At 62.2% G+C, this 13140-nt stretch carries 15 protein-coding genes; 13 read left to right on the top strand and 2 right to left on the bottom strand.

What is annotated here, in order from left to right; all coding sequences use genetic code 11:
* Positions 1–50: 50 nt before the first annotated feature.
* Positions 51–983 (top strand): 23S rRNA (adenine(2030)-N(6))-methyltransferase RlmJ, encoded by a 933-nt coding sequence (locus tag FHS02_RS16735; RefSeq protein ID WP_137313798.1) that lies wholly within the window; start codon positions 51–53, stop codon positions 981–983.
* A 62-nt stretch (positions 984–1045) separates the two neighbouring features.
* Positions 1046–2323: an EAL and HDOD domain-containing protein gene (locus FHS02_RS16740; protein ID WP_137313797.1), complete on the top strand. Its 1278-nt coding sequence runs from the start codon at positions 1046–1048 to the stop codon at positions 2321–2323.
* Positions 2324–2356: 33 nt separating this feature from the next.
* Here FHS02_RS16740 and FHS02_RS16745 read toward each other — a convergent pair whose 3' ends face one another.
* Both FHS02_RS16745 and FHS02_RS16750 read right to left on the bottom strand, forming a co-directional pair.
* A complete protein-coding gene (locus FHS02_RS16745) occupies positions 2357–3097 on the bottom strand; it encodes an SAM-dependent methyltransferase (protein WP_137313796.1) in 741 nt (246 codons plus the stop codon).
* Between the two features lie 2 nt (positions 3098–3099).
* Positions 3100–3705, bottom strand: a complete 606-nt coding sequence (locus tag FHS02_RS16750) for a Maf-like protein (RefSeq protein WP_137313795.1) — start codon at positions 3703–3705, stop codon at positions 3100–3102.
* A 219-nt stretch (positions 3706–3924) separates the two neighbouring features.
* Here FHS02_RS16750 and FHS02_RS16755 point away from each other — a divergent pair, with 219 nt between their 5' ends.
* From FHS02_RS16755 to FHS02_RS16805, 11 genes are all read left to right on the top strand, one after another.
* On the top strand, positions 3925–4431 hold the full coding sequence (locus FHS02_RS16755; RefSeq protein WP_308700788.1) for a YceD family protein: 507 nt from the start codon (positions 3925–3927) through the stop codon (positions 4429–4431).
* 311 nt (positions 4432–4742) lie between these two features.
* On the top strand, positions 4743–4925 hold the full coding sequence (rpmF, locus tag FHS02_RS16760; RefSeq protein ID WP_005666806.1) for a 50S ribosomal protein L32: 183 nt from the start codon (positions 4743–4745) through the stop codon (positions 4923–4925).
* 212 nt (positions 4926–5137) lie between these two features.
* Positions 5138–6181, top strand: coding sequence for a phosphate acyltransferase PlsX (gene plsX, locus FHS02_RS16765; RefSeq protein ID WP_137313793.1), 1044 nt, complete (start codon positions 5138–5140; stop codon positions 6179–6181).
* Positions 6182–6187: 6 nt separating this feature from the next.
* Positions 6188–7174 carry a beta-ketoacyl-ACP synthase III gene (locus FHS02_RS16770; protein ID WP_137313792.1) on the top strand — a complete coding sequence of 329 codons (987 nt, stop codon included), beginning with the start codon at positions 6188–6190 and terminating at the stop codon, positions 7172–7174.
* Positions 7175–7383: 209 nt separating this feature from the next.
* Positions 7384–8331: an ACP S-malonyltransferase gene (fabD, locus tag FHS02_RS16775; protein WP_137313791.1), complete on the top strand. Its 948-nt coding sequence runs from the start codon at positions 7384–7386 to the stop codon at positions 8329–8331.
* Between the two features lie 33 nt (positions 8332–8364).
* Positions 8365–9123, top strand: coding sequence for a 3-oxoacyl-ACP reductase FabG (gene fabG / locus FHS02_RS16780; RefSeq protein ID WP_137313790.1), 759 nt, complete (start codon positions 8365–8367; stop codon positions 9121–9123).
* 168 nt (positions 9124–9291) lie between these two features.
* On the top strand, positions 9292–9531 hold the full coding sequence (gene acpP, locus FHS02_RS16785; protein WP_028104092.1) for an acyl carrier protein: 240 nt from the start codon (positions 9292–9294) through the stop codon (positions 9529–9531).
* A 41-nt stretch (positions 9532–9572) separates the two neighbouring features.
* The gene (gene fabF, locus FHS02_RS16790; protein WP_137313789.1) at positions 9573–10817 is read left to right on the top strand and encodes a beta-ketoacyl-ACP synthase II; all 1245 of its coding nucleotides are present in this window, start codon (positions 9573–9575) and stop codon (positions 10815–10817) included.
* A 505-nt stretch (positions 10818–11322) separates the two neighbouring features.
* The gene (locus FHS02_RS16795; protein ID WP_137313788.1) at positions 11323–11838 is read left to right on the top strand and encodes a hypothetical protein; all 516 of its coding nucleotides are present in this window, start codon (positions 11323–11325) and stop codon (positions 11836–11838) included.
* Positions 11839–11907: 69 nt separating this feature from the next.
* Positions 11908–12510, top strand: coding sequence for an RNA polymerase sigma factor RpoE (gene rpoE, locus FHS02_RS16800; protein ID WP_137313787.1), 603 nt, complete (start codon positions 11908–11910; stop codon positions 12508–12510).
* 243 nt (positions 12511–12753) lie between these two features.
* Positions 12754–13050, top strand: a complete 297-nt coding sequence (locus FHS02_RS16805) for a sigma-E factor negative regulatory protein (RefSeq protein ID WP_137313786.1) — start codon at positions 12754–12756, stop codon at positions 13048–13050.
* Positions 13051–13140: the final 90 nt, after the last annotated feature.

The raw sequence follows: 13140 nt of genomic DNA on the forward strand, positions 1-13140 counted from the left end.
CCTGGCCGTTCTCTGGGATAATGCCGGCTCGAATCCTCCGTTAGAAGACCATGTTCAGTTACCGCCACGCCTTCCATGCCGGCAATCACGCCGACGTCCTGAAGCATTTCGTCCAGCTCCAGTTGCTGCAATACCTCAACCAGAAGGACGTGGCCTACAGCTACATCGACACCCATGCCGGCGCCGGCGTGTATGCACTGGACAGCGTGCAGGCCACCAAGACGGCCGAATTCGAAACCGGCATCGCACCGCTGTGGGATCGCACCGACCTGCCGGAGGCATTGGCCGAGTACGTCAACCTGATCCGCGCGATGAATCCGAGCGGCAAGATGCGCTACTACCCGGGCTCGCCATACGTGGCCGAGCAGGCGGCGCGCGAAATGGATCGGTTGCGCCTGTTCGAACTGCATCCGGCCGATGTGCGCCTGCTGGCCGACAATTTCACGAAGCTGGAGCAGCACCAGGCGGCGCAGGGCAAGCGCAGCACGGTGCGCGGCAAGCGCGTGATCATCAACAAGGCCGACGGCTTCCTCGGCGTGCGCGCATTGCTGCCGCCGCCGTCGCGCCGGGCGCTGGTGCTGTGCGATCCGCCGTACGAGGACAAGCAGGATTACCGCAAGGTGATCGACATGCTGGGCGATGCGCTGAAGCGCTTTCCCAGCGGGACCTATGCGGTCTGGTACCCGGTACTGCAGCGTATCGAGGCCCGCAATTTCGCCGAGAAACTGAAACACCTGCCCGCGCAGAGCTGGCTGAACGTGACGCTGTCGATCTCCGGGCCGACGCCGGACGGCATCGCGCTGCACACCAGCGGCATGTTTGTCCTGAACCCGCCGTACACGCTGGCGGCGACGCTGAAGACCGTGATGCCTTACCTTGTACAGGTGCTGGGACGCGACAAGGGAGCGGGCTTTACGCTCGACAGTGGCGACCAGTCCACGCCACGCGTCCAGGACAAACGGAATGTCACGCGGCGGTCATAAACTGATTGCCATATCGCTAATGACGAGTTAAGGTAGCGGCATCGTTTTCAAGCAGGTCCCCCATGACTCTGGCAGTTAGCCCGGATATTCCGATGCCCTACGCCAATCATTTTTTCCTGGCGCGGCAACCCATCCTCAATCGTTCCCAGCGGCTCGTTGCCTATGAGCTGCTGTACCGTAACGCCAACAGCCACGACGTGGAAGTCACGGACGGCAGGGCGGCCACCGCGTCCGTCATTGCCCACGCGTCCGAGCTGGGCATGCAGAAAGTGGTCGGCGAGCAGCTGGCCTACGTGAACGTGGACACGGCCGGGCTGATGAGCGATTTCATTCACTTCCTGCCCAACGACAAGGTCATCCTCGAAGTGCTCGAATCGGTCGAGGCGACACCGGACGTGGTGGCGCGCGTTACCGAGCTGAGGCTGGCTGGTTACAAGTTTGCCCTGGACGACGTGGTCGGCGCGTCGGACAGCCTGGACAAGCTGCAGCCGCTGATGGACGTGATCAAGATCGACATCAAGGGCATGGGCCGCGATTCGCTGGCCGAGCTGACCCGCTCGCTGAAGAATCCGCGCCAGAAGCTGCTGGCGGAAAAAGTCGAGACGCACGAGGAATTCCGGCATTGCATGGACCTGGGATTCGAGTATTTCCAGGGCTATTATTTCGCCCGGCCGGTCATCCTTTCCGGCAAGAAGATAGCGCCATCACAAATGGCGGTGATGCAACTGCTGGAGTTGCTGGCATCCGACGCGGACCAGCGCGACATCGAACGGGCCATCAAGCTCGATCCATTGATCACGCTGAACCTGCTGCGCCTGGTGAATACGCCGGCGGTCGGCGCGCGCTTCCGCATCAATTCCGTTGGCCACGCGCTGATCGTGCTGGGACGCCAGCAGTTGCAGCGCTGGCTGCAGATCCTGCTGTACGTCAAAGGCCATCAATACGACTCGCCGCTGCTGCAACTGGCGACGACGCGCGGCAAGACGATGGAGAACCTGCTCGAACAGCTGCGCCCCGGCGAGCGCGTCGGCGCCGATATCGGCTTCACGGTCGGCATCATGTCGCTGATGGATACGCTGTTCTCGGTGGCGATGCCGGAAATCCTCGACAGCGTAAACGTGCTGGACGACGTGCGAGCGGCACTGCTGCACCGCACCGGCGAGTATGGCGACGTCCTGAAGCTGATCGAACTGGTCGAGGAAGCGCAGGAAGGCCCTGAGCTGACGGGCCTGCTGCACCGGCTGGGCCTGCCGCCATCCACGCTGTACGCCAGCCAGCTGGCCGCGTACGAGTGGATCAATGAATATACCAGCGGCGTCGGCGTCACGCCGGTGCGCTGACCTGCCGTCGGGTTGCCGCCAGGTTGACTTGGTTCAGCCGGCCGCCAGGAGCAGGAATACCGTCGGTTTCTTGTGGAAATCCGGTCCCCGGTTCGCTGCCAGTGCGCTTTTCCATTGCGCCGCCGTCTGTGTGCGGATGGTTTCCGACGGCAGGCTGATGTCGGTGGCCACGCAGACCAGCGTGCCGGGCTGGCAGGCCGTGGCAAGGGCTTCCAGCAGGGCGCCGTTGCGGTACGGCGTTTCAATGAACAGCTGCGTCTGCTTCTCGGCACGCGAACGCTGTTCCAGCTCCTTCAGGCGCTTGGCGCGCGCGGCGGCGTCGACGGGCAGGTAACCGTTAAAGGCGAAACTCTGGCCGTTCAATCCGCTTGCCATCACTGCCAGCAGCAGCGACGACGGGCCGACCAGCGGCCGTACCGGAATGCCTTCCTTGTGAGCCAGACGCACCAGGTCGGCGCCCGGATCCGCCACGGCCGGCACGCCCGCTTCCGACAGCAGGCCGGCATCGTGGCCGTCGCGCAGCGGCGCCAGCAGGCCGGCAAGGGCGTCGGCCTTGGTGTTGACGTTCAGTTCAGTGATCGCGATTTCCTGCAGGGGCAGGGCAAGCGGATGGACGGCATGCACGCGTTTCAGGAACGCCCGCGCCGTCTTCGCGTTTTCCGCGACGAAATGCGCCAGTTGCGCCGTGGTCGCCTGCACGTGGTCGGGAATGACATGGTCCAGCGCCGCGGTCTCGCCCAGCGTATTGGGAATCAGGTAAAGGGTGCCGGGCATGTTCAGCCTTGGAAGAAGGTGACGCCGGCCGCGCGCAGCATGCCGGTCAGGGCGATCAGCGGCAGGCCGGTGAGCGCGGTGGGGTCGGAGGAATCGATGCGTTCCAGGATGGCGATGCCGAGGCCCTCGTTCTTGGCGCTGCCCGCGCAATCGTAAGGTTGTTCGATGCGCAGGTAGGCATCGAGTTCGGCGTCGGGCAGGTCGCGGAACGTGACGGTGGTCCGGATATCTTCCACGGCGCAGGTGCCGGTACGGCCGTCCCACAGGCACAGCGCAGTATGGAAGACGACTTCGCGCCCGCGCATCTTCTGCAGCTGGGCGAGGGCGGCGGCGTGGCTGCCGGGCTTGCCGATCTGTTCATCGTCCAGCGTGGCGACCTGGTCGGAGCCGATCACCAGGCTGCCGGGATGGCGCGCCGCGACGGCACCGGCCTTTTCGCGTGCCAGCCGCAGCGCGGTGGCGGACGGCGACTCGCCGGCCAGCGGGGTCTCGTCGATTGCCGGCACGTCGACGGTGAAGGGCAGCCGGAGCCGTTGCAGCAGTTCGCGGCGGTAAGCCGAACTCGATGCAAGCACCAGCGGAGGGGAGGGGGATTGGCTTTGGTTCATGGAAACATTTTCTTGTGGCGACGCGCTTTGAATTGTTATATGCTCTGTGCGCCGTCGGATCGCGGTCGTTGCACGGTTGCAATGTTATTGTAACGTTGTTGGATTGTTGTTGAACATTCGCTGTGCCGGCACCCGAAATGTGCCGGATTGCGCGCAAGTCTTTGACCGGCCGCAGGAAACCCTGTTATTATCTCAGGTTTTCGAGGGAAGTTTTAGCCGATGAGCGCTGCAATGACCACCCAGCTGATCGATGCTTTTGAATTCTGTCGGACAGGCGGCACCCGCGAAGGCGTAACGCCGGTGGCTCAGATGGAACGCCTGGTACGCGATTGCGCGTCCTCCGATGGCGAGATTGCCTGGAAGGCCGAAGGCGGCACGAGCAGGCAGGGTTTCCCGCAGATGCGCCTGGCCGTTACCGGCACCGTGCAACTGGCATGCCAGCGCTGCCTTGCACCGTTTGCCTACGAAATCGATTCTTCCACCGTGCTGATGCTGGGCGAAGACGATGCCAAGGCCGATGAAATCGAAGAGGTCATCGATGACGAGACGATCGACGTGATCGTCGGCACGCGGTCGATGAACCTGATGGACCTGATTGAAGACGAGGCCCTGCTGGCCTTGCCGCAAGCACCGAAGCACGATGTCTGCCCCGATACGGCGCTGCTCGATACGGTGCGCAGCGAAAAGAAGTCGCCATTCGATGTGCTGAAGGCGCTGAAAAAATAAGGAATCTCGAGTAATTCATTGGACGGCGCCAATCGGCGGATTGCGTTGGCCGGCGTATCGATCGGTGTAGCCGATCGGGGTATCAATAATACGCACGGCTTTCTCAAACGGGATCGGCGCCGTCCATTGCGGTTTTTCGGGATATGCCGAGTAGTTGTAAAGAACATGCCAATCGGGCTGCGAGTATTGGCATTGAGTAGTAATGCAGCATGGCGGAGCGTCAAAAACGCGATGCCGCTGGGATACTCGATTTGCATGTATTTGCCGGTCGATTGTGTTAAAATTTTAGAACTTAAGTATTAGGAGTCATCATGGCTGTTCAACAGAACAAGAAGTCCCCGTCGAAGCGCGGCATGCACCGTTCGCACGATTTCCTGACCGCCCCTAACCTGGCAGTCGAGCCGACCACCGGCGAAACCCACCTGCGTCACCATATCAGCCCGAACGGCTTTTATCGTGGTCGCAAGGTGCTGAAGACCAAAAACGACGAGTAATCGGCGTTTTGGTTTCGGCCAAAGACCAAAAGCGGTGCACGCGAAAGTTTTATCGTGGCGCCGCTTTTTCTTTTCGTCGACCCCGAGCACCTTCCAGCATGCCAGGCGCAGGTAATCGCTGTGCTGCAATGCTGTTCCCCGGCCTGCCGGGAACTGATGTGTCTTGAAACCGCAGGCTCCGGCGCTCGCGCCGGGATTGCATCTTGCCCGCAATGACAATTAAAATTTCTATCGACTGCATGGGCGGCGACCACGGCCCGTCGGTCACCATTCCTGCCGCAATTTCCTTCCTGAACCGCGAATCCGATGCCGAACTGATCCTGGTGGGCCTCGAAGACGTGCTCCGCGCCGAGCTGAAGAAGCATCGCGCCGGCGACCATCCCCGCATTACCGTATTGCACGCGTCCGAGCAGGTCTTGATGGACGATCCTCTTGAAGTGGCACTGCGCCGCAAGAAGGATTCATCGATGCGCGTGGCCATCGAGCAGGTCAAGGACGGCAAGGCCCAGGCCTGCGTCTCCGCCGGCAATACGGGCGCACTGATGGCGGTTTCGCGCTATGTGCTGAAAACCATGGCCGGCGTCGACCGCCCGGCCATCTGCGGCATCATGCCGAACCAGAAGGATGGCCCCACGTACGTGATGGACCTGGGTGCCAACGTGGATTGCGAACCGCACCACCTGCACCAGTTCGCGATCATGGGTTCCGTGCTCGTGCATGCAATGGAAGGCATCGCGCGCCCCACGATCGGCCTGCTCAACGTGGGCACCGAAGACATCAAGGGCAACGAAGTGGTCAAGGCCACTTCCGCCTTGCTGCAGATCGACCACGAGCGCGGCAAGCTGAACTTCCATGGCAATGTGGAAGGCAACGATATCTTCAAGGGCACGACCGATGTGGTCGTGTGCGACGGCTTTGTCGGCAATGTCGCCCTGAAGGCCGTGGAAGGCGTGGCGGGCTTCTTCAAGATGGTGCTGACGACTGAACTCAAGCGTAATCCCATCACCATGCTGGGTGCCGCGATCGCCAACAGTGCGCTCAAGCGCATCCGGCAGCGGCTCAACCCCGCGCGCTACAACGGTGCCAGCCTGCTGGGCCTGCGCGGTCTCGTGTTCAAGAGCCATGGCAGTGCCGAAGCGGAAGCCTATGAATGGGCGATCCGCCGGGCCTACGATGCTGCCAAGAACGATGTGCAGCAGCAGCTGGCGGACCTGATCGCCGAACTGATGCCGCGCGAAAATACAACCATTGGATGAGACGGCATGACCCTGTACAGCAAAATCATCGGCACCGGCAGCTACCTGCCCGAACAACGCGTAACGAACCAGGCACTGGCCGACCAGCTGGGGGCCAAGGGAATCGAAACGTCCGACGAGTGGATCACCACCCGTAGCGGTATCGCGGCGCGCCATTACGCCGCGCCGGAGCAGGTTTCCTCCGACCTGGCCGTGATCGCGGCCCGGCGCGCGCTGGAGATGGCGCAACTGCAGCCGGACGACATCGACCTGATCATCGTGGCCAGTTCCACGCCGGACTTCCTCGGCAGCTTCCCCAGTACCGCCTGCATCGTGCAGCGCAAGCTGGGCATGACCAATACCAGCGCGGCCGTGGACGTGCAGGCCGTCTGCAGCGGCTTCGTGTACGCCATGGCCTCGGCCGACAGCTTCATCAAGTCCGGCATGCACAAGAACGTGCTGGTGATCGGTTCCGAAGTGTTCTCGCGCATCCTGAATTTCGAAGACCGCACCACCTGCGTGCTGTTCGGCGATGGTGCCGGCGCCGTGGTGATGAGCGCATCCGAAGAGCCGGGCGTGCTGGCGTGCAAGCTGCATGCGGATGGCCGGCATTCCGACATCCTCTCCGTGCCCGGCAACGTGGCCGGCGGCGCGGTGGCGGGCAGTGCCTTCCTGTACATGGATGGCCAGGCCGTCTTCAAGCTGGCCGTTACCGTGCTTGAAAAGGTGGCGCACGAAGCGCTGGACGCGGCAGGCATGACGAGCAGCCAGATCGACTGGCTGATTCCGCACCAGGCCAATATCCGCATCATGAACGGCACCGCGAAAAAGCTGGGGCTGCCGCTGGACAAGATGGTCGTCACCGTCGACCAGCACGGCAACACGTCGGCCGCGTCGATCCCGCTGGCACTCGACACCGCCGTGCGCGATGGTCGTGTGAAGAAGGGCGATGTCGTCATGATGGAAGGCGTCGGCGGCGGTTTCACGTGGGGGGCCGTCCTGGCGAGGATGTAGGAGATAAGAGCTTTACCTGCTCGCCAGGACTTGGCGAGGATGTGAACGCTCGGAGCTTTACTACTGCTCGCCACGACATTGCCAGGATGTGATCGCCCGGAAGCTGTAGGTGGAATGCAAACGGCGGTGTACAATGCGCGCCGTTTTAGAAGTAGTGCTCTAAACGCGGATGCATCCGAAGGCATCCGCTTTTCATAACGAGAACACACATGACCCCATTCGCATTTGTATTCCCCGGCCAGGGCTCCCAGGCCGTGGCCATGATGGCCGGCTTCAACGGTAATCCGGTCGTCGAACAGACGATCGCCGAAGCGTCCGACGCCCTGCAGCTGGACCTCGGCAAGCTGATTGCCGAAGGCCCGAAGGAAGACCTCGACCTGACGACCAATACGCAGCCGGTGATGCTGACGGCCGCCGTTGCCGTCTATCGCGCCTGGATCGCCGCCGGCGGTCCGGTGCCGGCCATCGTCGCGGGCCATAGCCTTGGCGAGTACTCGGCGCTCGTCGCCGCTGGCGTGATCCCGTTCAAGGATGCGGTGCCGCTGGTGCGCTTCCGTGCCCAGGCAATGCAGGAAGCCGTGCCGGTCGGGCAGGGCACGATGGCTGTGGTGCTGGGCCTGTCCGACGAGGACGTGCGCGCCGCCTGCGCCGAAGCCGTGGCCGCCGATCCCACCCAGGTGGTGGAAGCCGTCAACTACAACGCACCGGCACAGGTCGTCATCGCCGGCCACACCGCCGGAGTCGAGAAAGCCTGCGAGATCGCCAAGGCAAAAGGCGCCAAGCGCGCCATGCGGCTGCCCGTGTCGGCGCCATTCCACTCGTCGCTGCTCAAGCCGGCATCGGACCGCTTGCGCGACTACATGGAAAAGATCCATTTCAATGTGCCGCAAATCGATTTGATCAATAACGTTGATGTTGCTGTATTGCATGATCCTGCAAGCATCAAGGATGCACTGGTACGCCAGGCCGCCAGCCCGGTGCGCTGGGTGGAAACGATGCGGAAGGTGGCGGCCGGCGGCATCGTGCAGGTGATCGAATGCGGTCCCGGCAAGGTGCTGATGGGCCTGACCAAGCGCATCGACCCGAACCTCGCCGGCGACGCGATTACCGACCAGGCTTCGCTGGAACGCCTGCTGGCCACGCTGAAACCGGCGTGATGAACCTGGCTGAATGATATCGAAGGAAACACCATGAATCTGTCCAACCAAACCGCGCTCGTCACGGGCGCCTCGCGCGGCATCGGCAAGGCCATTGCCACCGAGCTGGCGCGCCAGGGCGCGAAAGTGATCGGTACCGCCACCACCCAGTCCGGCGCCGAAGCGATTTCCGCTTACCTGGCCGGGATCGCCTCGGAAGTCGGCACCGCGCAAGGTAAAGGCATCGTGCTGGACGTGACGGACGCGGAGCGTTGCAGCGCCGTGATCGACGAAGTCGGCAAGGAGTTCGGCGCGATCGGCATTCTCGTCAACAATGCCGGCATCACCGCCGACCAGCTGGCGATGCGGATGAAGGACGACGAATGGGACAAGGTCATCGCCACCAACCTGAGCGCGGTGGGACGGCTGTCCCGCGCCGTCCTGCGTGGCATGATGAAAGCCAAGACTGGGCGTATTATTAACATTACGTCAGTAGTGGCTTCGTCCGGCAATCCCGGCCAGATGAACTACGCGGCGGCGAAGGCCGGCGTGGAAGGGATGTCCCGCGCGCTGGCACGTGAAATCGGCAGCCGCAACATTACCGTCAACTGCGTGGCGCCCGGCTTCATCGACACGGACATGACGAAAGTGCTGGGCGAGGAACAGCATGCGGCCCTGCTGACGCAGATCCCCCTGGGCCGCCTCGGCAAGCCGGAAGACATCGCCGCGGCGGTGGCTTTCCTGGCTTCGCCAAGCGGCGCGTACATCACCGGCACCACGTTGCACGTGAATGGCGGCATGTACATGGGGTAAATGAGCAGAACGAGGAATTAGGCGGCATTGCACAGGATTTATGTGGGTAATGCCGTTTTTTAGCAGTAATTTCGGTAAAGCTGAGTGCAGAAGCCGAAATTAGTTTTTCAGTGCGCAAACCTGATAAAATGCGCGCTTTCCGTAACATACACACAATGGAGCCATAACATGTCCGATATCGAACAACGCGTTAAGAAGATCGTCGCCGAACAACTGGGCGTCGCCGAAGCCGACATCAAGAACGAATCGTCCTTCGTCGATGACCTGGGCGCCGACTCCCTCGACACCGTTGAACTGGTAATGGCACTGGAAGACGAGTTCGAAATGGAAATCCCTGACGAACAAGCTGAAAAGATCACCACCGTGCAGCAGGCTATCGATTACGCGACGGCCCACGTCAAGGCCTAAGCAGCAGCAACAGCAGCACAGATCGACTCCAGGAGAATCGCTTGAGTTCCAAAAACCGTCGTGTGGTGGTTACCGGCCTAGGCGTCGTGTCCCCGATCGGCAATACGACTGCCGAAGCGTGGAGCGCGATTACCGAAAGCAAATCCGGTATCGCCAACATCACCAAGTTTGATGCCAGCGCGTTCTCGACCCGCTTTGCCGGCGAGGTCAAGAACTTCAACGTCGAAAGTTATCTCGACGTCAAGGAGGCTCGCCATATGGATGCATTCATCCATTACGGCATGGCCGCGGGTATCCAGGCGATCCAGGATTCCGGTCTGGTCGTCACCGAAGAGAACGCCGATCGCATCGGCGTGATCATCGGCTCCGGCATCGGCGGCCTGCCGATGATCGAAGAACAGAAAGCGGATTACGACAAGCGCGGTCCGCGCCGTATCTCGCCGTTCTTCGTGCCGGCCTCGATCATCAACATGATCTCCGGTAACCTCTCGATCAAATACGGCATGCGCGGTCCCAACCTGGCGATCGTGACAGCCTGTACTACCGGCCTGCACAGCATCGGCGCGGCAGCGCGCCTGATCGAATATGGCGATGCCGACGTCATGGTGGCCGGCGGTGCCGAATCCACGGTGTCGCCGCTGGGCCTGGGCGGCTTCGCCTCCGCCCGCGCGCTGTCTTCCCGCAACGACGATCCCGCGACCGCATCCCGCCCATGGGACAAGGACCGCGACGGCTTCGTGCTGGGCGAAGGCGCCGGCGTCATGGTGCTGGAAGAATACGAGCACGCGAAAGCGCGCGGCGCCAAGATCTACGCGGAATTGCTCGGCTTCGGCATGAGCGCGGATGCGTATCACATGACGTCGCCGCTGGAAGACGGCAGCGGCGGCGCCAAATCGGCGATCGCGGCAATGAAGAATGCCGGCATCAATGCCGACCAGGTGCAGTACCTGAACGCGCACGGCACCTCGACGCCGCTGGGCGACGTAGCCGAAGTCACCGGCATCAAGTATGCGTTCGGCGAGCATGCAAAGAGCCTGGTCGTCAGTTCGACGAAATCGATGACCGGTCACCTGCTTGGCGGCGCCGGGGGCCTCGAAGCCGTGTTCACCGTGCTGGCGATCCACCACCAGGTGGCACCGCCGACGATCAACCTGTTCAACCAGGACCCTGCGTGCGACCTGGACTTCTGCGCCAACGTCGCCCGCCCGATGGCCATCCAGTATGCCGTGAAAAACTCGTTCGGCTTCGGCGGAACGAACGGCAGCCTCGTGTTCGGAAAAATGTGAACTTTCCCGGCTCACTCCGGTCAAAACCGGAGTGAGCGCCAGTGGCCCGGCGGTTGACTTCATTGTCGACCGCCGCGGCCTGCCGGTGCCGGCATTCGACGGCACCCTATCGCCCGGCAAGAGGCCGGCGCTTCCCGAGTTTTATCGTATTTTCCCGAGCTTTATCGTAACCGTTCCTGGCTGTTCCCTGGCTGTGCCTGGCTGCAATGGGTTGTACTTGTCTATCGCTGGCTTCTGCCTGCTTTTGCTTCGCTCTTTCCTGATTCTCGCCTGACTTTTGCCTGACTCTTGCTGGACTCTTGCTGGACTCTGGCCTGGCTTTAGCCGGACTCTTGCCTCGCTTTTGTCCGGCTTGCGCCTGGCGATTGCCGATCCATTGCCGGATCGTCCGGTTGCCGGCTTATCCGCCGTCCACCGGTCGTTTGCCGGATTGCATGGATTGTCCGCGCCGGTCCGGCAGCTTTCGGCAGGCGTTCATTGCGCTCACCCGGGTTCGATCGCCACGATGTCCATCGCCATGTCCGCCATCATCCATCCGTCGGCCGCCTTGCGCCTGGCACAGGCGGCGTTGTGCGGGGCCGTGGTGGCTTGCGGCGCATCGTTCGGGGTCAGCCTGGCCGGGATGGCGATGGTATTCGCCGGCGCTGCCGCGGCGCTTTGCCAGCGGCGGCTTGTCAAGCTTGCGCGCATTGATATTTCGGCTGTCGGCCATATCCGCCTGACGGTATACCAGCAGGGGGAGGCGCCACACGCGGGCATGGGGAGAAGCGTGCGGTTGTTGCCTGGCTCTACGTTGTGGCCCGGTCTGCTGCTGTTGCGCCTGCAAGGCGATCCGGGAGAGGCGGATGACGCAGGCAAAGCCGGCAAGGCTGGCCGCGTGCATTGGCTGATCGTACTGCCCGACAGCGCCGCGCCGGACGTGCGGCGCCGGCTGGCCGTGGCGGTCCGTGCGATCGCTTCAGGCCGGGCCGGCGGAGCGGTCAGCGTCGGCGGTGCGAAAAAAAATCCTGGAAACCCCTGAACCAATTACCTCGCGTTGCCCTCTATAGGCATATGGAGCGCCGGCGCTGGGCCACCGAGGGCACAAGGTGTGACGACAGACCGTGAAAGCGATCAGCTGCTGGTCGAGCGAGTCCAGGCAGGTGAGCGGCAAGCATTCGACTTGCTCGTGTCGAAGTATCAGCGCAGGCTGATGCGGCTGGTCTCGCGCATCGTGCACGATCCCGCCGAGGCAGAAGATATAGTCCAGGAAAGCTTTATCAAGGCTTTCCGCGGCCTGCGCCACTTTCGTGGCGATTCCGCCTTCTACACGTGGCTGTACCGGATCGGCATCAACACCGCCAAGAACTTTATCGTCACGCAGAGCCGTCGCACCCCCACATCGACCGATGTCGATGCCGAAGGTGCGGAAGGGTTCGACGAGGGGGAGGGACTGCGCGATATCAATACACCCGAGTCCATGCTTGCAAGCAAGCAGATCGCGGAAACCGTCAATGCCGCAATGGACTCGCTACCCCTCGACTTGCGCACGGCGATCCTGCTGCGCGAGATCGAGGGCTTGAGTTACGAAGAGATATCGGAAATCATGGCGTGCCCGATCGGAACCGTGCGCAGCCGTATTTTCCGGGCCCGCGAAGTCATTGCCGACAAACTGCGGCCACTATTGAATGTGCCAGTTGACAAGCGCTGGTAGGGCTTCGAAACTGACAGGCCGGTTCATGCGATCGCTGCGCCTTGCCTATTACCATCGCTGCGCTTTAACCGATTGATCACCAGGCATGGTTCTTTGCCCGTTACTCCGTTACCCATCACCCCGTTATCCAGTTATCCCAGTTATCCAGTTACCCAGTCACCCTTTGATCATTAATCGTTGCGCATCGCGTTACCAATCAATCGTCGCTTGTTAATCGCATTCTTTGCCATCCACGGATCTGTCATGGAAACCCCCAACCGCCTCCAGGAAAACATCTCGGCGATGGTAGATAACGAATTGCCGGCATCCGAAGTGGAATTGACACTGGCCGCGCTGTCCGAGCCCGAGGGCCTGGCTGCCTGGCGCCTCTATCACGCGGCAGGCGACGCGCTGCGCGCGCACCAGCCGGAAGCTGAGCTGTCGGGCGATTTCACGGCGCGACTCGCCGAGCGCCTGGCTGCCGAAGAGTTGCCGGGGCGGCCTGCCGACCCTGCGGTGCACCAGGATGCCGCTCCCGCTCCCGCCGTTACGCTGCCCTGACTCACCCGGGCCCGCGCGCAACGCCGCCCGCCCGCCGCTGTCACGCTCTCGTCACTTCTCCCTGCAGTACGCGCCCCGCGGTTACATCCG

The sequence above is a fragment of the Pseudoduganella umbonata genome, from assembly GCF_014192225.1.
Classification (GTDB): domain Bacteria; phylum Pseudomonadota; class Gammaproteobacteria; order Burkholderiales; family Burkholderiaceae_D; genus Rugamonas; species Rugamonas umbonata.

Bases quoted from the DNA above. Each gene is read 5' to 3' on its own strand.
- FHS02_RS16735 (WP_137313798.1), top strand. From the start codon at position 51: ATGTTCAGTTACCGCCACGCCTTCCATGCCGGCAATCACGCCGACGTC.
- FHS02_RS16740 (WP_137313797.1), top strand. From the start codon at position 1,046: ATGACTCTGGCAGTTAGCCCGGATATTCCGATGCCCTACGCCAATCAT.
- FHS02_RS16745 (WP_137313796.1), bottom strand. From the start codon at position 3,097: ATGCCCGGCACCCTTTACCTGATTCCCAATACGCTGGGCGAGACCGCG.
- FHS02_RS16750 (WP_137313795.1), bottom strand. From the start codon at position 3,705: ATGAACCAAAGCCAATCCCCCTCCCCTCCGCTGGTGCTTGCATCGAGT.
- FHS02_RS16755 (WP_308700788.1), top strand. From the start codon at position 3,925: ATGAGCGCTGCAATGACCACCCAGCTGATCGATGCTTTTGAATTCTGT.
- rpmF (WP_005666806.1), top strand. From the start codon at position 4,743: ATGGCTGTTCAACAGAACAAGAAGTCCCCGTCGAAGCGCGGCATGCAC.
- plsX (WP_137313793.1), top strand. From the start codon at position 5,138: ATGACAATTAAAATTTCTATCGACTGCATGGGCGGCGACCACGGCCCG.
- FHS02_RS16770 (WP_137313792.1), top strand. From the start codon at position 6,188: ATGACCCTGTACAGCAAAATCATCGGCACCGGCAGCTACCTGCCCGAA.
- fabD (WP_137313791.1), top strand. From the start codon at position 7,384: ATGACCCCATTCGCATTTGTATTCCCCGGCCAGGGCTCCCAGGCCGTG.
- fabG (WP_137313790.1), top strand. From the start codon at position 8,365: ATGAATCTGTCCAACCAAACCGCGCTCGTCACGGGCGCCTCGCGCGGC.
- acpP (WP_028104092.1), top strand. From the start codon at position 9,292: ATGTCCGATATCGAACAACGCGTTAAGAAGATCGTCGCCGAACAACTG.
- FHS02_RS16795 (WP_137313788.1), top strand. From the start codon at position 11,323: ATGTCCATCGCCATGTCCGCCATCATCCATCCGTCGGCCGCCTTGCGC.
- FHS02_RS16805 (WP_137313786.1), top strand. From the start codon at position 12,754: ATGGAAACCCCCAACCGCCTCCAGGAAAACATCTCGGCGATGGTAGAT.